This is a genomic window from Plantactinospora sp. B24E8 (assembly GCF_039871735.1).
Taxonomy (GTDB): Bacteria; Actinomycetota; Actinomycetes; order Mycobacteriales; family Micromonosporaceae; genus Plantactinospora.
Map to the genome: position 1 here is coordinate 39,787 of NZ_JBDPMH010000013.1, position 17,330 is coordinate 57,116.

Consider the following 17,330-nt stretch of genomic DNA (forward strand, 5'->3'; position numbering starts at 1 on the left):
GCCTCAGAACAGGAAGTAGCGCTGGGCCATCGGCAGCTCGGTGACCGGCTCCGGTGCGACGACCTCGCCGTCGATCCGGACCGTGAAGGTGTCCGGCTCGACCTCGATCCGGGGCAGTGCGTCGTTCAACGGCAGGTCGGCCTTGCCCCGGGACCGGGTGTCGGCGACCGGGGCCAGCGCCCGCCGCAGCCCGATCCGGTCGGCGAGCAGCGCGTCGATCGCGGCCGGGGCCACGAAGGCGAGGCTGGTCGCGGCCGGCACCACGCCGTACGCCCCGAACATCGGCCGGGGCAGCATCGGCTGCGGGGTCGGGATCGAGGCGTTCGCGTCCCCCAGCTGCGCCCACGCGATCATGCCGCCCTTGAGCACCAGGTGCGGGCGTACCCCGAAGAACGCCGGGTCCCAGAGGACAAGGTCGGCGAGCTTGCCCGGCTCGACCGAGCCGACCTCGCCGTCGATGCCGTGCGCGACCGCCGGGCAGATCGTGTACTTGGCGACGTACCGGCGGGCCCGCAGGTTGTCGGCGGCACCGTCGCCGGGCAGCGCCCCCCGGCGGGCCTTCATCACGTGCGCGGTCTGCCAGGTACGGATGATCACCTCGCCGATCCGGCCCATCGCCTGCGAGTCCGAGCCGATCATCGAGATCGCCCCGAGGTCGTGCAGGACGTCCTCGGCCGCCATCGTGCTGGGCCGGATCCGGCTCTCCGCGAACGCCAGGTCCTCCGGCACCGTCGGGTTCAGATGGTGGCAGACCATCAGCATGTCGAGGTGCTCGTCCAGGGTGTTGCGGGTGTACGGCCGGGTCGGGTTCGTCGACGACGGCAGCACGTTCGGTTCGGCGGCGACGGTGATGATGTCCGGCGCGTGCCCACCGCCCGCCCCCTCGGTGTGGTACGCGTGGATCGACCGCCCGCCGATCGCCCGCAGGGTGTCCTCGACAAAACCGGCCTCGTTCAGCGTGTCGGTGTGGATCGCCACCTGCACCCCGGAGGCGTCGGCGACCCGCAGGCAGGCGTCGATCGCCGCCGGGGTGGTGCCCCAGTCCTCGTGCAGCTTGAAGCCGCCGGCCCCGCCACGCAGCTGCTCCCAGAGCGAGTCCTCGCTGACCGTGTTGCCCTTGCCGAGCAGCAGGACGTTGACCGGCCAGGGGTCGAGCGCCTCCAGCATCCGGCCGAGGTACCACGGGTTCGGGGTGACGGTGGTCGCCTTGGTCCCCTCGGCAGGCCCGGTGCCACCGCCGATGATCGTGGTGATTCCGCTGGCCAGTGCGGTCTCCAGCAGCTGCGGGCAGATCAGGTGCACGTGGCTGTCGACCGCCCCGGCGGTCAGGATCTTCCCGTTTCCGGAGATGATCTCCGTCCCCGGCCCGATCACCAGGTCGGGGTGGACCCCGTCCATGGTGTCCGGGTTGCCGGCCTTGCCGAGTGCGGCGATCCGGCCGTCCCGGATCCCGACGTCGGCCTTGACCACACCCCAGTGGTCCAGCACCAGCGCACCGGTGATCACCGTGTCGGGAGCGCCGTCCGCCCGGGTGACCAGGGACTGCCCCATCGACTCGCGGATCACCTTGCCGCCGCCGAAGACCGCCTCGTCGCCGTACCCGCAGTGGTCCTGCTCGACCTCGATCAGCAGGTTGGTGTCGGCGAGCCGGACCCGGTCACCGACGGTGGGACCGTAGAGCGCCGCGTACCGGCGCCGGTCGATACTGGTCACGCCGGCTCCCCGGGGTCGCCGGACGGGTCGGCGCCGTCGAGCGGGCCGGCGCACTCGCCGCGTAGCCCGGGGACCACCCGGGCGCCGCCGAGCGGCACCAGGTCGACATCACGATGGATGCCGGGCTCGAAGCGTACGGAGGTGCCGGCCGGCACCGCGAGCCGGTGCCCCCAGGCGGCGGCCCGGTCGAAGCGCAGCGCAAGGTTGGCCTCGGCGAAGTGGTAGTGCGAGCCGACCTGGACCGGCCGGTCACCGGTGTTGACCACGGCGAGGGTCCGAACCGGACGGCCGGGGTTGAGAACCACCTCGCCCGATCCGGGCAGCACCTCGCCGGGGATCATGCCCGCCCCGGTCACGGGATCGGCTCGTGCACGGTGACCAGCTTCGTGCCGTCGGGGAAGGTCGCCTCCACCTGGACCTCCGCGATCATCTCCGGCACCCCGTCGAGTACGTCGTCGCGGCCGAGCACGGTCCGTCCCGCCTCCATCAGCTCGGCGACGGTACGCCCGTCCCGGGCGCTCTCCAGCAGGAACGCCGTGATCACGGCGACCGCCTCGGGATGGTTGAGCCGGAGCCCACGCTCGCGCCTGCGCCACGCCAGATCGGCCGCCACGTGGACCATCAGCCGTTCCTGCTCGTGACGGGTGAGGAACATCAACACCTCCGTGACGGCGACGAACTGAACGGATCGTGTCAGTCAGATATTTCGATGAGGTTACGCGGGGTTCGCGGCGGTTCGGCACGGCGGCGGGCCGGCGTGGCAGCGGCTCGGACACGGCAGCGGGCCGGTGCGGCGGTCGGTCGCCGCGGATGTCCGCCCCCGGCGGCCACCCGCCCGGCTATTCGCCGGTGAGCTGAGCGGGTGGGGCCACTGATCTGTCCGGGATCCGTCTGATCGACACACGTCTCGCACTCGGTACATCTGTAACACTTGGGGTATCCGGGGAGACGGGATCCTTGATCATCGGCCTGGCGGACCGGCCAGTGGCCCCCGGGGCGGCGCCCCGGAAGACCAGTGGGCGGGCGGAGCGGCGTTGGGCAATCGCCCGGCACATGCCCTGCCCGTCACGGTCTTCACGGGAGAGCCCATGCCCACACCACTCGTTCCACTCACCCAGTGGCCCGGCCCGACCAGCACCGGCGTACCACCCGGCAGTGTGCTGACCCCGTCGGGACCCCTCGAGCTCAAGCAGGACGGCCAGGTGGTGACTAACCTGCACGTCACCGGCCACATCAACGTGTACGCCCGGAACGTTGTCATCCGCCGCTCGAAGATCACGTCGAACGGGCCCGGCTTCGCGATCCGTACCCTCGGCTCCGCAGCCAACCTGCTGGTCGAGGATGTCGAGATCGATGGGCGGGGCCGGGCGCCCGCCGGCCTCCACCTCGACGACTACACCCTCCGGCGGGTCAACATCCACCACGTCCAGGACGGGCTCCGGCTCGGCTCGCGGACCAGCGTGGTCGACTGCTGGATCCATGACCTGGTGGGAGCGGCCGGCTCACACAACGACTGCCTGCAGGTCACCGACGCGACCGACATCCTGGTCCGGCACAACCGGCTGGGCCGCTACCAACCGGGTACGGGGGCGTCGGTGAACTCCTGTCTGTCGGTGGGTGGCGCGGTACACCACCTGCGGTTCGAGGAGAACTACTGCGACGGGGGCGCGTACACGGTCACGTTCCGTCCCGGGCTGGTCGCGTCCAACGTGGTCTTCAGGCGCAACGTCTTCGGTCGGAGCCACCGCTTCGGAGTTGTCCTCCGGTCGACGCAGCCTGGCGTCCTCTGGCACGGCAGCAACGTCTGGTGCGACACCGGTCGACCGGTGCTGCCATGAACCGGTTCCTGGTCGGCGCCGGTCCGGGGCGGGACCGGCCTGGCCGGATCGGCCCGGCGCGGCATCCGTTCGAGGTGATGGCCCTGGCTTCCGCGCTGCTCTGCGGGATCGTCCTCGCGGTCATCGAGGGCAGCCCGCCGTCGGTCTCCGCCGTCATCCCCGGTGACCTGGAACCGCTCTGGGAGTTCGGACTCGTCGCCGTGGGGATCGTCGGGCTGCTCGGCCTCGGTTGGCCGGGACGACTCGGCACCGCGCTCGGCGTGGAACTCGGCGGGCTCGTCGGCCTCGGGGCGGTCACCGGCATGTACGCGATCGCCCTGGCGGTCACCGTCGGCACGCCAGGGATCGTCGCGGCCAGCTTCACCGCCGCCGTCGCCGTCGCCGCCTGGTGGCGCGGCGTGCAGATCATCCGTGACCTCGGCCGGCTCGCCCGGCCCGACCAGGCGGACGTCCCGGTCGACGTACCGGTGCTCGTAGAACTCGTAGAAAGAGATCCACCGTGACCACGCCCAGCCCACCTCCTCCGTCCGGTCCGCCCTGGGTCGAGATCCTGGTTTCCGTCATCGGCGTGCTCGGCGGTGCGGGGGGAATCACGGCCGTCGCCACCGTGCTGGTGCAACGCCGCAAGTTCAAGGCCGACGCCGCCGACGTCCTGACCGACACCGCGTTGATCCTGGTCCAACCGTTGAAGGCGCGGGTCGCCGAGCTGGAGGCGGAGACGGTCCGCGCGCGTCGCCAGGTCGAGGCGGCGACCCGGGAGATCAGCGAACTCCGGTCGGTGGTCCGCGAGGCCACCGCGATGATCCGACGGTGGCGGGCGGCCATCCTCGCCCCGTCCGCGACCATCGACCAGCTTCGGGTCCTCGTCTCCAGCAGCAGCGCGCCGGAGCGCACGCCTGGCGACGGGCCGTGGGCGGACGACGTTCCCCGGCCGCGCTGAGGATGCCGGGGCTCAGGCGACGCCGACGGGCCGGAACTGCACGCTGACCCGGGGGCCGACCGGCCGGGAGGTCTTCGGGATCGTGTGCTCCCAGGTGCGTTGGCACGAGCCACCCATCACCACCAGATCGCCGTGACCGAGGGGGAAGCGCAGACTCGACCCGCCGCCGCGTGGCCGGAGCAGCAGCGGTCGTGGCGACCCGAAGGAGACGATCGCGACCATCGTGTCGACGGTGGCCGAGCGGCCGAGGGTGTCACCGTGCCAGGCGACACTGTCCCGCCCGTCGCGGTAGAGACACATGCCGGCGGTGACGAACGGCTCACCCAACTCGGCGGCGTAGTGCCGGGTCAGGGCCGTACGGGCGGCGGTCAGCAGCGGATGCGGCAGCGGCTCCCCGGCGCCGTACCAGCGGAGCAGCCGGGGTACGTCGACCACGTCGTCGTACATCCGGCGGCGTTCGGCCTGCCAGTCGACCTCGGTGAGCAGTGTGGTCAGCACGGCGTCCGAGCCCTGGACCCAGCCGGGCAGGTGGTCGACCCAGGCGCCCCGGGTGAGCTCGTGGCGGCGGACCCGTCCGGCGAGCGGCCCGAGGGCGGCGCCGTCGCCCGCGACGCCAGCCCCGGCCCCGGCCCCGAAGTCCAGCATCGAGGGCTGGTAGGCGGCCTGTGGCATGCCCGCCATCCTAACCCGTGATCGAACGCCAGTTCGATTTTTTGTGTCGTCGGCGGTGGTTATTTACTCAGTAAGTACTTGTCGAGTAAGTTCCTCGGCATGCAACGAAACGCAGTGCGCTGGGGACTGCTCGCCCTCTTCGCCGACGGTCCCAAGTACGGCTACCAACTGAGAACCGAGTTCGACGCGCGGACCGGCGGCACCTGGGCGCTGAACGTCGGCCAGCTCTACACCACCCTCGAACGGCTCGACCGGGACGGCCTGGTCGCCGAGGTGGGCACCAACGACGAGGGGCGCACCGTCTACGCCATGACCGACGCCGGCCGGAGCGCGCTGGCGGAATGGTTCGCCACCCCGGTCACCGACACCGACCGGCCGCGCAGCGAACTGGCGATCAAACTCGCCATGGCGGCGGCCACCCCGGACGTCGACGTGGCCGCCGTCGTCCAGGCGCAGCGCACCGAGTCGATGCGGCAGATGCGGGACTTCACCGACCTGCGGCGCAACGCCGACCGGGACGGCGACGACATCGCCTGGTTGCTCCTGCTCGACCACCTGGTCTTCGGACTGGAGAGCGAGATCCGCTGGCTCGACCACGTGGAGGCCACCATGCTGCGCCGGCAGCGACGCACGCGGACGGCCGGCAGGGCAGCCCGGCCGGCCACGCCCGACGCCACCGGTCCCGCCACCGGCTCCGTCGGCGGGGCGGTCACCGGTGGCGGCGCCGCGTCCGCCGAGCACCGAACGCCCGCCACCGACGGAACCGAGCCGGTCCGATGACCGACGTCGTGCTGCGGTTCACCGGAGTGAGCCGGACCTACCGCTCCGGCGACTCCGACGTACGGGCGCTGGACGGGGTGAGTTTCGACGTCGAGGCGGGCGAACTGGTCGCGGTGATGGGACCATCCGGCTCCGGCAAGTCAACCCTGCTGGCCCTGGCCGGCGGTCTCGACACTCCCACCCGGGGCGCCGTGGAGGTCGAGGGGACCGCGCTCACCGATCTGGCCGCCGTCGCGCTGGCCCGACTGCGCCGGGACCGCATCGGCTACGTCTTCCAGGACTACAACCTGGTCAACGACCTCACCGCCGCCGAGAACGTCGCACTGCCCCGCGAACTCGCCGGAGTACGCCCCCGGGCTGCCCGTCGGGAGGCGATCGCCGCGCTGGCCCGGGTCGGCCTCGGCGAACTGGCCCACCGTTTTCCCGACCAGCTCTCCGGTGGACAGCAGCAGCGGATCGCGATCGCCCGGGCACTGATCGGCCAGCGGCGGCTCGTCCTCGCCGACGAGCCGACCGGCGCGCTCGACTCGGAAACCGGTGAGGCGGTGCTCGAGGTGCTCCGGGCCCACGTCGACGCGGGCGCCGCCGGAGTGCTGGTCACCCACGAGCCCCGGTACGCCGGCTGGGCCGACCGCACCATCTTCCTCCGCGACGGTCGGCTGATCGACTCCACCGGTCCCCGGGCCACCCCGGACCAACTCCTCGGCGGACGGGCATGACCGGGCGGACGGGCATGACCGGCGAGTTCACCGGCTCGTGGCGTACCGCGCTGCGGATCGCCGGACGGTCGGCACGCCGCCACCGTGGGCGCAGCGTACTGATCCTGTCGATGCTGTTCCTGCCCGCCTACGCCGCGACCGTGTTGCTGGCCTGCTGGGCCAACCTGGGCACCCTGGACCGGGACGCCGGCTTCAAGATGGGTACCGCCGACCTCGTGCTGTCGGCGGGTCAGCCGGACCTGGAGACGCTGGCCGACCTCGTACCCGCCGGTGGCCGGACCGCCCCGCACGGCACCGGCCGGACCGTGGTCGCCGCTCCCGACGGTGCACTGACCAGCTACGAGTACGAGGCGACGGATCCGACCGACCCGCTCAACCACGGCAGGTACGTCGTCCGAGCCGGCGTCGCGCCCCGGGCGGCCACCGAGGTGGCGCTGACCCGCACCCTCGCGGAGCAGCTCGACGTCACGGTCGGCGACCGGATCGAGGCAGGACTGCCGCTGCGTCCGCTGACCGTGGTCGGCATCGTCGACCTGAGTCGGTCACTGCGGCTGCCCGCGCTGGTCGTACCGGCCGACGCGCCGCTGTCCGGCGGGGTCACCCGGAGCCTGCTGGTCGACCTGCCCGACGGGGTGGGCTGGCCGGGGCCGCCGCCCGGAGCGCGGCACGAGATCGGGCCGGACGGGGAGATCGTCCCGCTCGGCATCGAGTTCAGCATCATCGACCGCGCCACCCGGACACCGACCGCGGAGTACCTGGCGATCCAGGCGACCGCCGCGACACTGGTGGTCAGCTTCGCCGCGACACAGGTGGGGCTGCTCGTCGGCGCGGCGTTCCTGGTCGGCGCCCGACGGCAGCGCCGGGAACTCGCCCTGATCGCGGCGGCCGGCGCCAGCCCCCGACAGGTGGGCCGGGTCGTGCTGGCCGGCGGGTTGCTGCTCGGGACGGTCGCGGCCGGGACCGCCACGCTGCTCGGGCTGGGCACCCTGCTGGTGGCCGCGCCGGTCATCGAGCGGATCTCCGACCATCCGCTGCGGAACATTGTCGTACCGGTCTGGTCTGTGGTCGGGGTGGCGGCGGTGACCATCCTGGTCGGCATGGCCGCCGCGTACCTGCCGGCCAGGTCCGTCTCCCGGAACCCGGTCCGGGCCGAACTCGGCGGTCAACGGGACCGGTCCCGGGCAGATCTGGGCTGGCTGGCGGTCGGCCTGGTACTGCTCGGCGTCGGCGCGGTGATCCTGCTCCGGTCGGCGCACCCGGACGGACGGAGCGAACTGATCGCGGTCGGCGGTCTGCTGTTGCCGCTCGGGGTCGCCGCCGCCGCACCCGCGTTGGTCCGGGTGGTCGGTCGGGTCGCACCGCTGCTGCCGGTCGCCGGGCGGCTCGCGCTCCGGCACGCCGCCCGGCACCGGTTGCGCACCGGGGCGGCGGTGGCGGCGGTCGGTGCCGCGGTCGCCGGGAGCGTGGCCCTGGGACTGGTCGGCGCCGCCCGCGGCGAGGCGGCGGCGGTCTGGCGCGACGCCCGGGACGGACAGGTGCTGCTGCCCGCCGAGGCCGCGACCGTACTCGGCGCGGACGGGATCGCGCGCCTCGCCGCCACCCTGCCCACCCGGAGCGCCGTCGCGCTTCGGGTGGCCAGCGACCCGGACGTCCCACCGGGCAGCGTCTTCAACCCCCTGCCCGGGTTGACGCCGATGGGGGTGGCCGGCGACCAGATCCGGATCGCGGTCGGCGGCGCCGAGACGATCCGGGCGGTCACCGGCCGGGAGCCGAGCCCCGCCGAACTCGACGCGCTGGGCGGCGGGGGAGCGGTGCTCTTCAACGACGTCCTCGCCGCCGACGGACGGGTGGCGATCGCGCTGGGCGTACCGGGGCCGGTCACCGTACCGGCGGTGGTGGCGGTGCGCGGCGAGTACTTCCGGGACCTGCCCGGGGTGCTCGTCTCCGAGGCCACCGCACGACGGGCCGGGCTCACCGTGACGCCCGGAGACCTGCTGGTGGACACCACCCGGATGCCCCGACCGGACGAAGTCGCCGCCGCGACCACCGCGCTGCTCCGCGCGCAGCTCGCCGCCGAACCGGTCCCGGCGACCCCGATGCTGGTCGAGCCGGCCCGGGTCCGGACCGGGCCGACCGAGAGCCGGACCATGTTCTGGCTGCTCGGGGTGGTCAGTGGGATGGTGACGGTGCTGGCGAGCGGGGTTGCCGTCGGACTCACCATGTCCGAGCTGCGCGACGATCTCGCCACGATGACCGCGGTCGGTGCCGGTCCCCGGGTACGGCGCGGGATCACCGCCGCGCAGGCCGCGGTGGTCGTCGGCCTCGGTACGCCGCTCGGGCTGCTCGCCGGTCTCGGCCCGGCCGCCGGGTACGTCGCGTTCCACACCGGCGCGCACTGGCGTACCCCGTGGCTGTCGTTGCTGCTGATCCTGGTCGTTCCACCGCTGGTGGCGACCGTGCTTGCCGGCACGTTGACGCGGAGTCGGCCGGTGCCGCCGCGCCGGGCCGGTTGAACCGTCCCACCCGGCCGTGCCGGGCCGAACCGCCGGGGCCCGGCGCGGCCGTGCCGGCCTGCTCCACCCGAGGGCGGGCCGGGTGGGCTGCCGGGAGCATCGGGTGGCCCTGACAGAATGTCGGGGCAGACCGCCCGGTTCCCGGACGCCCGTACCACGTGAGGAGACACTTGTCGTGATCCGTACCCATGACGCCGGCACCCTGCGCGCGACGCATGCCGGCAGCACGGTGACCCTCGCCGGCTGGGTAGCCCGGCGGCGGGACCACGGCGGCGTGATCTTCGTCGACCTGCGCGACTCCTCGGGCGTGGTCCAGGTGGTGTTCCGCGAGGGGATGGCGGCGGCGCACGCGCTGCGCAACGAATACTGCGTCCAGGTCACCGGTGAGGTGACCCGTCGCCCCGAGGGCAACGACAACCCCGAGCTGGTCACCGGCGAGATCGAGGTGACGGTCGACCGACTGGAGATCCTCTCCGAGGCGGCCCCGCTGCCGCTGCCGGTCGACGACCAGGTCGAGGCCGGTGACGACGTCCGACTCAAGTACCGCTACCTGGACCTGCGGCGCAGCGGGCCGGCGAAGGCGATGCGGCTGCGGTCGAAGGCCAACCAGCTCGCCCGGACCGTGCTGCACGACCGCGACTTCCTCGAGATCGAGACCCCGACCCTGACCCGGTCGACGCCGGAGGGTGCCCGCGACTTCCTGGTCCCGGTACGTCTGCAGCCCGGCACCTGGTACGCCCTGCCGCAGTCGCCGCAGCTGTTCAAGCAGTTGCTGATGGTCGGCGGCATGGAGCGGTACTACCAGATCGCCCGCTGCTACCGGGACGAGGACTTCCGGGCCGACCGGCAGCCGGAGTTCACCCAGCTCGACATCGAGATGTCGTTCGTCACCCAGGACGACGTGATCGACCTCGGTGAGGAGATCGTCGCCACCCTCTGGCGCGAGCTCGCCGGACACGAGATCAGCCGGCCGATTCCCCGGATCACCTGGCACGACGCGATGGCCCGGTACGGCTCCGACAAGCCCGACCTGCGGTACGGGGTCGAGCTGACCGAGCTGACCGACTACCTGCGCGGCACCGAGTTCCGGGTCTTCGCCGGGGCGATCGACGCCGGCGGCTATGTCGGCGCGGTGGTGATGCCGGGCGGGGCCGTGCAGAGCCGTAAGGAACTCGACGGCTGGCAGGACTGGGCCAAGGCGCGCGGCGCCCGCGGTCTGGCGTACGTGGTGCTCGACGCCGAGACCGGCGAGGCCCGGGGACCGGTGGCGAAGAACCTGTCGGCGGAGCACCTGGGCGGGCTGGCCGACGTGGTCGGGGCCAAGCCCGGTGACGCGATCTTCTTCGCCGCCAGCGCCAACACCCGGGAGGCGCAGGAACTGCTCGGCGCGGCCCGGATCGAGATCGCCAAGCGGGCCGACCTGGTCGACGAGAGCGCCTGGGCGTTCTGCTGGGTGGTCGACGCGCCGATGTTCGAGAAGACGGACGAAGGCGGCTGGACCGCCGTGCACCACCCGTTCACCTCACCGAACGCCGAGTGGGTGGACCGGTTCGAGGAGGCGCCGGACCGGGCGCTCGCCTACGCGTACGACATCGTCTGCAACGGGAACGAGATCGGCGGCGGCTCGATCCGTATCCACCGGGGCGACGTGCAGCGGCGGGTCTTCGACCTGCTCGGGATCACCCCGGACGAGGCGACGGACAAGTTCGGCTTCCTGTTGGAGGCGTTCAAGTACGGCCCGCCGCCGCACGGCGGTATCGCCTTCGGCTGGGACCGGGTCTGCATGCTGCTCGCCGGTGCGGAGTCGATCCGTGAGGTGATCGCGTTCCCGAAGACCCGGGGCGGCTTCGACCCGCTGACCGGTGCCCCGACCCCGATCACCGGGCAGCAGCGGGCCGAGGCCGGGATCGACGCCAAGCCGAAGCCGACGGCTCCGGCACATGGCGGCACCGCCGGGGTCGCGGCTCCGGTCGAACCCTCCTGACCGGTGGTTCGGGTCGGTTTCCACTGATTCGACACCCGATGGGTCTCCGGCCGAATATCGCCGGGGACCCATCGGGAATGGGGTTGCCACCGCCACGCATACTCGGAGCATGGCGCCGACTCCTGATTTGATCATTGATATAGATCCGAGTGAGGTGGGGTCCGAGACCGTCCGGACCGTCACCCTGCCGTGGTCGGGACAGAGTGTGCCGGTCCGGATTCCGGCCGGCATGACCGACGGGGCGGTTCTGCAGCTGCCGGGGCTCGGCCCGGTGACGGCGCCCGGCGAGTCGCCGCGGGACGCCTACCTCCAGGTCCGGCTCGTCCCCGGGCCCGCCGGTGCGGTGCCGCCGACCACCGCGTTCGGCGCGCCGCCGCCCACCCCGGTGCCACCGACCACCCCGTTCGGCGCGGTGCCGCCGGCGTCCGGCCCGCCGGCCGGACCGTATGGCGCGCCGCCGATGTCGGCTCCGCCGGCGTCCGGTCCGCCAGCCGGACCGTATGGTGCGCCGATGTCGGGTCCGCCGGCTGGACCGTATGGCGCGCCGCCGATGTCGGGTCCGCCGGCTGGACCGTATGGCGCGCCGCCGATGTCGGGTCCGCCGGCTGGGGCGTACGGTGGGCCGCCGATGTCGGGTCCGCCGGCGTCCGGTCCGCCGATGGGCCCCGCCCCGTTCGGGCCGTACCCGCCCGTACCGGCGCCGTCGGGCGGCTCGGGCAGGGGGAAGATTCTCGCCATCGTCGGCGGGGCGGTCGCGGTCGTGCTGCTGGTCGTCCTGGCGGTGCCGGTGCTGCTCTGGTTGAACCGTGACTCCGGCGACCCCAAGAACACGGCGGGTTCGGGTCCGGCCGGCGGGGCGTCGCCCAGTGCCGCACCGATGAGCCCACCGGAGTACCAGGCCCTGCTGGCGTCGGTCGACAAGTCGGTCGGCGACGCCTTCGGCAAGCTCGGTGGGGCGAAGAACCCCAAGGCGGTCGGGTCGGCGGTCGACGGCATCGAGTCCGCCATCGAGCAGCAGATCGAGGCGTTGAGCCGGGTCGTGCCGCCGCCGAACGTCGCCACCGCGCACGCCGACCTGCTCAGCGGGCTGGAGGGCCTGAGCGACTCGCTGGCCGAGACCGGGTCGGCGGCCGGGGCCGGTGAGGTGTGCCTCGGCTACTCAGCGCTTGCCCGGCTCAGCCGTGAGGCCGCCGCGGAGGACGTGCGCGCCGCGCAGCAGGCGCTCGCGACCGCGGATCCGGCGCAGGCGTACCAGGTGGGGAAGTTCGTACCGAAGAAGACCTCGGACACCAACCGGCGGCTCAGCAACGGCAAGTTCCTCAAGCGGAACCGGAGCGGGCTCGGCGAGCTGAAGATCGAGAACGGTGGCAGCACCGACGCGGTCATCAACGTCGTCCGGAACGGGTCCAAGAGCGCGGCGATCAGCGTCTACGTCCGGGCCAAGGGCAAGATCACGGTCGGCGGTGTCCGTGACGGCACGTACCGGATCTACATGACCGGTGGCAAGGACTGGGACGGCAAGGCCAAGGCGTTCGGGCGGGACTGCAACTTCCAGCGCTTCGAGGACAGTTTCAAGTTCAGTACCACCTCCTCGCAGTACACGATCTGGACGATCACGCTGACACCGACGGCGGGCGGCAACGCCCGTACCAGCGACGTGGACCCGGGCGACTTCCCCGGCTGACCGCCGCGCCCCGGCGCCGGTTCGCTCCAGGACACAGCGAACACCGAGCCCGCCCCGACCGCCGCGTGCGGCCGGGGCGGGCTCTTTGCTGCCCTGCGGCACGGGAGCCGCTCGCATAATTTCTCTGCACAGAACTTGTGCACAAGCTCTGTGCACAATTACTGTGCATCATATGTCCGCCTCCCCGCCGCCCCTCGACCCTGAACCGTCCCAGGTCCACCTCGACACCGCCCAGATCCGGGTGCTGGCTCATCCGCTCCGGGCCCGACTCCTCGCCACGTTGCGCAGCGAGGGCCCGGCCACCGCGACCCGGCTCGCCCAGGAGCTCGGCACGAACACCGGCGCCACCAGCTACCACCTCCGCCAGCTCGCCGACGCCGGGCTCGTCGAGGAGGAGGCCGAGCGGGGCACCGGCCGGCAGCGGTGGTGGCGGGCGGCGCACCAGGTCAGCCACTGGCGGAACAGCGACTTCGACCAGCATCCGGACGCCCGTGCGGCGGCCGACTGGCTGTTCCGGTACGCCCTGCGGGTCCACGCCGACCAAACCGAGCGCTGGCTGGAAAACCAGCACGACTTCCCGACCGAGTGGCGGGACACAGCCGGCTTCTCGGACTTCCTGTTCCGGCTCACCCCTGGGCAGTTCCGGCAACTCTCCGACGAGTTGCACGCCGTCCTGGACCGCTACCGGCACAGCCTCGTCTCGATGGACCCGGACAACCTCGCGGAGAAGGACGGGACCGGGGAACCGAACGGGACCGAGCGCGTACTGCTCTATCTGCACGCCTTCCCGGTCCGTGGCCCGATGCCACTCACCGCACCCCGACCCGACGGCCACCACGCCGAGGAGGAGGCGCCGTGAGCACCTTGACCGCCGTCCAGGTCAGGCGCCGCTACCTGATTCTGCACGGCCTGCGCTGGCTGCCGATCGGCCTGCTGATCCCGGTGATCACCCTGCTGCTGCTCGAACGGGGCCTCACCCTGCCGCAGGTCGGGCTGGTCGCCGCCGCCCAGGGCCTGGTGGTGCTGGCCCTGGAGTTGCCGACCGGTGGCTTCGCCGACGCGCTGGGGCGCAAACCGGTACTGGTCACCGCGACCCTGATCAACCTCGGCTCGCTGGTGCTCCTCGTCCTCGCCGACTCCTTCGTCCTGTTCTTCCTGCTCTTCGTACTGCAGGGGATCTTCCGGGCGTTGGACAGTGGTCCGCTCGAATCCTGGTACGTCGACGCCATGCTGGCCGCCGATCCGGAGACCGAGTACGAGCGCGGCCTCCACGCCGGGGGAGTGGTGCTCGGCGTCTGCATCGCGGCCGGAGCGCTGCTCGCCGGTGGCCTGGTGGCCCTCGGCCCGATCGGCCCGTTCAGTGCCCTCACCGTGCCGGTGCTGGTGGCCGTGCTGCTGGAGGTCGTCGCACTGGTCGCCCTGCTGCTGCTCCTGGTCGAGGTACGCCCACCGGGTGGCGCCGCCACGCTGCGCACCTCGGTACGTGCCGTGCCGACGGCGATCGGCGGCGCGTTCGGACTGCTGCGCCGGTCCCGGATCGTCCTCGCCCTGGTCGCGGTGGAACTGTTCTGGGGATTCGGCATGGTCACCTTCGAGACACTGCTGCCGGTACGGCTCTCCGAGGTGGTCGGTGACCCGGACCGGGCGGCGGCGCTGCTCGGCCCCACCGGTTCGGCGGCCTGGCTGGCCTCGGCCGGCGGGGCGGCACTGATCACCTATGTCGCCCGCTGGCTGGGGGCGCCGTTGGCCGCGGGACTGCTGCGGGTCCTGCAGGGCGCCACCGTGGTCGGCATGGCGCTGCTCGCCGGCCCGGCCGGAATCATCGCCGCCTACCTGCTCTGTTACGCGATCCACGGGGCGTCGAACCCGCTGCACATGGGACTGCTGCACCGCCAGGTGGACGGACCGTACCGCAACAGCGCCATCTCGCTGAACTCGATGATGGCCCAGCCCGCGGCCGCGCTCGGCGGGGTGCTGCTGACCGCCCTCGCCGCGGCGACCTCGGTCGGTACCGCGATGGTGGTCGGTGCCGTGGTGCTCGCGGTAGCCGCGCCGCTCTACCTGCCCGCCTGGCTGGCCGGACGACGGTCCGCCGACTCTGCCGACCCGGACGGCGTTTCGACACCCACGCCGGCGGTTGCGCCAGGTCCGGCCGGTTGACCCCCGGCCGGGATTGGCCGGTGACGGCGGTGGGTACAACCTGGCCGACCTACTGGGACCCCCACCGGGAGGAAAACATGCTCGCCTACGTCGCCGCCGGCGTCTTCGGCTTTGCCCTGCTGCTCGACCTTCTCGACTCCGACCTCGGCGCGCCGGACCTGTTCAACGTCCACACCCTGCTGGTGATCGGCCTGCTCTGTCTCGCGCTCTACCTGGCCGGGGTGGGCCGGGGTCCGGGCGCCGCGGGCGGTGGCGGACGGTGGTACCGGGGCCGCCGTCCTGGTCGCGGCTGATCCGTACCCCGTGACGACCGGCCCGGTCATCGGTGCATTTCCGGCACCGGAAACCGGGCCGGTAGTGTCTTCGTGATGGAGTCCGACGGCCTATTCTCGCTTGTCGATCCCGGTGGCGGGTCTGCCGCGTCGACCGGGACCGGCGTCGCTGGATTCACCGTACCGGCCGTCGACGCGCCGTTGCCGGTCCGGATGCGTCCGACCAGCCTCGACGAGCTGGTCGGGCAGGACCATCTGCTGGCGCCGGGTTCGCCGCTGCGTCAACTGGTCACCGGCGCGGCGCCGATGTCGGTGATTCTCTGGGGGCCGCCGGGCAGCGGCAAGACGACGATCGCGCACCTGGTCGCCGGGGCCACCGAGCGGCGTTTCGTGGCGATGTCCGCGCTCTCCGCCGGGGTGAAGGACGTCCGTGCGGTGATCGACACGGCTCGCCGGGAGCGCCGGGCCGGCGGCCCGCCGACCGTGCTCTTCATCGACGAGGTGCACCGGTTCAGCAAGACCCAGCAGGACTCGCTGCTGGCGGCGGTCGAGGACCGGACGGTGACCCTGTTGGCGGCCACCACCGAGAACCCGTACTTCTCGGTCATCTCGCCGCTGTTGTCCCGCTGTGTGCTGCTCACCCTGCAACCGCTCACCGACGACGCCGTCCGCGGCCTGCTGCGCCGCGCGACCGCCGACGAGCGCGGCCTCGCCGGCGCGCTCACCCTGGCACCGGACGCCGAGGACCACCTGGTACGCCTGGCCGGCGGTGACGTACGCAAGGCGTTGACCGCGCTGGAGGCGGCCGCGGGCTCGGCGACGGCACTCGGCGGTACGGTGATCGACCTGGCCACCGCCGAACAGGCGGTCGACGTGGCGGCGGTGCGCTACGACCGGGACGGCGACGCCCACTACGACGTCACCAGCGCGTTCATCAAGAGCATGCGGGGCTCCGATGTGGATGCCGCGGTGCACTGGCTGGCCCGGATGCTGGTGGCCGGGGAGGATCCCCGGTTCATCGCCCGCCGGATCGTGATCTTCGCCAGTGAGGACGTCGGCATGGCCGATCCGAGCGCGTTGAGTGTGGCGACCGCGGCCGCCCACGCGGTGGAGTACGTCGGCCTGCCCGAGGCGCAGCTCAACCTCGCCCAGGCGGTGATCCACATGGCCACCGCACCCAAGTCGAACTCGACGACCACCGCGATCGGGGCCGCGATCGCCGACGTACGGGCCGGCCGTGGTGGTTCGGTGCCCCGGGCGTTGCGCGACGCGCACTACTCGGGTTCGCGGGGGCTCGGGCACGGCATCGGCTACCGCTATCCGCACGACGACCACCGGGGTGTGGTGACCCAGCAGTACGCGCCGGACGACCTGGTCGGGGTGGACTACTACCAACCGACCGGACACGGTGCCGAGCGCGCGGTGAGCACCCGGCTGCCGTTGCTCCGCCGGATCGTCCGGGGTCAGGCCGCGCCACCCTCCGGCGGCCCGGCGCCCGGCAACGGCGGCGGGGGCGGTCCGACATCCGGGGGCGGCCCGGCGCCCGGCAACGGCGGCGGTACGGCAGGCGGACCGGATGCGGCCGCGACGAGGACGGACCAGAACGGGCGTACCGGGGACACCACCTCGAACGGCCGGCCGGTGGACGGGATCGGGGACGACAGAGTGGCGCAGGACAACGGCGGAACGTCGGTCGGGGAGGCAGACCAGTGAGATCGCGCGGTTCGGACCCGGGCGAGGACGGCCACGACGAGCGGCGGGACCCACGGGGCAAGGGGCGCCGCTGGGGCCGGGGCAAGTCGGAGGAGGCGCCCGAGCAGCCCGAGGTGAGCGGCGAGGAGCTCGGCTGGATCGCCGACCTGCGTACCGCCAAGGAACAGCGTTCGGCGATCGGCCCGGGTGACGGGATCCCCGCCGCGCCGCCGGAGGGGTTGTCGAACAGTGCCCGGGACCGTGCCCTGGCGGAACTCTCGGACCCGTCGCCCGGTCGGGTGGAGCCGGCGGCCGGCGGGACCGAACCTCCGCCGGGCCGGATGGATCCGTCGGATCCGGCCA

General features: G+C 72.6%; 16 protein-coding genes. 12 read left to right on the forward strand and 4 right to left on the reverse strand.

Features of this window, described 5'->3' with window-relative positions:
* Window positions 1-3: 3 nt before the first annotated feature.
* From ABGB21_RS19915 to ABGB21_RS19925, 3 genes are read right to left on the reverse strand one after another with little or no spacing between them, the layout of a single operon-like run.
* The gene (locus ABGB21_RS19915; RefSeq protein ID WP_347678941.1) at window positions 4-1,713 is read right to left on the reverse strand and encodes an urease subunit alpha; all 1,710 of its coding nucleotides are present in this window, start codon (window positions 1,711-1,713) and stop codon (window positions 4-6) included.
* A complete protein-coding gene (locus ABGB21_RS19920; protein WP_347655136.1) occupies window positions 1,710-2,054 on the reverse strand; it encodes an urease subunit beta in 345 nt (114 codons plus the stop codon). Before ABGB21_RS19920 ends, ABGB21_RS19915 begins: the two co-directional genes overlap by 4 nt.
* 11 nt (window positions 2,055-2,065) lie before the next feature.
* Window positions 2,066-2,368 carry an urease subunit gamma gene (locus tag ABGB21_RS19925; protein ID WP_278062759.1) on the reverse strand — a complete coding sequence of 101 codons (303 nt, stop codon included), beginning with the start codon at window positions 2,366-2,368 and terminating at the stop codon, window positions 2,066-2,068.
* Window positions 2,369-2,801: 433 nt separating this feature from the next.
* Here ABGB21_RS19925 and ABGB21_RS19930 point away from each other — a divergent pair, with 433 nt between their 5' ends.
* The 3 genes from ABGB21_RS19930 to ABGB21_RS19940 are packed head-to-tail and all read left to right on the forward strand — an operon-like array spanning window position 2,802 to window position 4,491.
* Window positions 2,802-3,551 (forward strand): hypothetical protein, encoded by a 750-nt coding sequence (locus ABGB21_RS19930; protein ID WP_347655091.1) that lies wholly within the window; start codon window positions 2,802-2,804, stop codon window positions 3,549-3,551.
* Window positions 3,548-4,054, forward strand: a complete 507-nt coding sequence (locus ABGB21_RS19935) for a hypothetical protein (protein WP_347655090.1) — start codon at window positions 3,548-3,550, stop codon at window positions 4,052-4,054. The genes ABGB21_RS19930 and ABGB21_RS19935 overlap by 4 nt, the downstream gene beginning before the upstream one ends.
* The gene (locus ABGB21_RS19940) at window positions 4,051-4,491 is read left to right on the forward strand and encodes a hypothetical protein (RefSeq protein WP_347655089.1); all 441 of its coding nucleotides are present in this window, start codon (window positions 4,051-4,053) and stop codon (window positions 4,489-4,491) included. Before ABGB21_RS19935 ends, ABGB21_RS19940 begins: the two co-directional genes overlap by 4 nt.
* Before the next feature lie 12 nt (window positions 4,492-4,503).
* Here ABGB21_RS19940 and ABGB21_RS19945 read toward each other — a convergent pair whose 3' ends face one another.
* Window positions 4,504-5,163 (reverse strand): alpha-ketoglutarate-dependent dioxygenase AlkB, encoded by a 660-nt coding sequence (locus tag ABGB21_RS19945; protein ID WP_347655088.1) that lies wholly within the window; start codon window positions 5,161-5,163, stop codon window positions 4,504-4,506.
* 99 nt (window positions 5,164-5,262) lie between these two features.
* Between ABGB21_RS19945 and ABGB21_RS19950 the strand changes: the two genes are divergently transcribed.
* The 9 genes from ABGB21_RS19950 (at window position 5,263) to ABGB21_RS19990 (ending at window position 16,988) form a co-directional block, all read left to right on the forward strand.
* Window positions 5,263-5,943, forward strand: a complete 681-nt coding sequence (locus tag ABGB21_RS19950) for a PadR family transcriptional regulator (RefSeq protein WP_347655087.1) — start codon at window positions 5,263-5,265, stop codon at window positions 5,941-5,943.
* Complete coding sequence (locus ABGB21_RS19955; protein ID WP_347655086.1) at window positions 5,940-6,662, forward strand: ABC transporter ATP-binding protein; 723 nt, start codon at window positions 5,940-5,942, stop codon at window positions 6,660-6,662. Before ABGB21_RS19950 ends, ABGB21_RS19955 begins: the two co-directional genes overlap by 4 nt.
* A complete protein-coding gene (locus ABGB21_RS19960; protein ID WP_347655085.1) occupies window positions 6,659-9,175 on the forward strand; it encodes an ABC transporter permease in 2,517 nt (838 codons plus the stop codon). Before ABGB21_RS19955 ends, ABGB21_RS19960 begins: the two co-directional genes overlap by 4 nt.
* A gap of 175 nt (window positions 9,176-9,350) precedes the next feature.
* The gene (gene aspS, locus ABGB21_RS19965) at window positions 9,351-11,159 is read left to right on the forward strand and encodes an aspartate--tRNA ligase (protein ID WP_347655084.1); all 1,809 of its coding nucleotides are present in this window, start codon (window positions 9,351-9,353) and stop codon (window positions 11,157-11,159) included.
* 658 nt (window positions 11,160-11,817) lie between these two features.
* Complete coding sequence (locus tag ABGB21_RS19970) at window positions 11,818-12,843, forward strand: hypothetical protein (RefSeq protein ID WP_347655083.1); 1,026 nt, start codon at window positions 11,818-11,820, stop codon at window positions 12,841-12,843.
* 172 nt (window positions 12,844-13,015) lie between these two features.
* Window positions 13,016-13,702 (forward strand): helix-turn-helix domain-containing protein, encoded by a 687-nt coding sequence (locus ABGB21_RS19975; protein WP_347655082.1) that lies wholly within the window; start codon window positions 13,016-13,018, stop codon window positions 13,700-13,702.
* Window positions 13,699-15,003: an MFS transporter gene (locus tag ABGB21_RS19980; protein WP_347655081.1), complete on the forward strand. Its 1,305-nt coding sequence runs from the start codon at window positions 13,699-13,701 to the stop codon at window positions 15,001-15,003. The genes ABGB21_RS19975 and ABGB21_RS19980 overlap by 4 nt, the downstream gene beginning before the upstream one ends.
* Before the next feature lie 77 nt (window positions 15,004-15,080).
* Complete coding sequence (locus ABGB21_RS19985; protein WP_347655135.1) at window positions 15,081-15,296, forward strand: hypothetical protein; 216 nt, start codon at window positions 15,081-15,083, stop codon at window positions 15,294-15,296.
* Window positions 15,297-15,371: 75 nt separating this feature from the next.
* Window positions 15,372-16,988 carry a replication-associated recombination protein A gene (locus ABGB21_RS19990; protein ID WP_347655080.1) on the forward strand — a complete coding sequence of 539 codons (1,617 nt, stop codon included), beginning with the start codon at window positions 15,372-15,374 and terminating at the stop codon, window positions 16,986-16,988.
* The last annotated feature ends 342 nt before the right edge of the window (window positions 16,989-17,330 follow it).

Bases quoted from the DNA above. Each gene is read 5' to 3' on its own strand.
- ABGB21_RS19955 (WP_347655086.1), top strand. From the start codon at position 5,940: ATGACCGACGTCGTGCTGCGGTTCACCGGAGTGAGCCGGACCTACCGC.
- ABGB21_RS19975 (WP_347655082.1), top strand. From the start codon at position 13,016: ATGTCCGCCTCCCCGCCGCCCCTCGACCCTGAACCGTCCCAGGTCCAC.
- ABGB21_RS19920 (WP_347655136.1), bottom strand. From the start codon at position 2,054: ATGATCCCCGGCGAGGTGCTGCCCGGATCGGGCGAGGTGGTTCTCAAC.
- ABGB21_RS19950 (WP_347655087.1), top strand. From the start codon at position 5,263: ATGCAACGAAACGCAGTGCGCTGGGGACTGCTCGCCCTCTTCGCCGAC.
- ABGB21_RS19960 (WP_347655085.1), top strand. From the start codon at position 6,659: ATGACCGGGCGGACGGGCATGACCGGCGAGTTCACCGGCTCGTGGCGT.
- ABGB21_RS19930 (WP_347655091.1), top strand. From the start codon at position 2,802: ATGCCCACACCACTCGTTCCACTCACCCAGTGGCCCGGCCCGACCAGC.
- ABGB21_RS19925 (WP_278062759.1), bottom strand. From the start codon at position 2,368: ATGTTCCTCACCCGTCACGAGCAGGAACGGCTGATGGTCCACGTGGCG.
- ABGB21_RS19945 (WP_347655088.1), bottom strand. From the start codon at position 5,163: ATGCCACAGGCCGCCTACCAGCCCTCGATGCTGGACTTCGGGGCCGGG.
- ABGB21_RS19935 (WP_347655090.1), top strand. From the start codon at position 3,548: ATGAACCGGTTCCTGGTCGGCGCCGGTCCGGGGCGGGACCGGCCTGGC.
- ABGB21_RS19990 (WP_347655080.1), top strand. From the start codon at position 15,372: ATGGAGTCCGACGGCCTATTCTCGCTTGTCGATCCCGGTGGCGGGTCT.
- ABGB21_RS19970 (WP_347655083.1), top strand. From the start codon at position 11,818: ATGGGCCCCGCCCCGTTCGGGCCGTACCCGCCCGTACCGGCGCCGTCG.
- ABGB21_RS19985 (WP_347655135.1), top strand. From the start codon at position 15,081: ATGCTCGCCTACGTCGCCGCCGGCGTCTTCGGCTTTGCCCTGCTGCTC.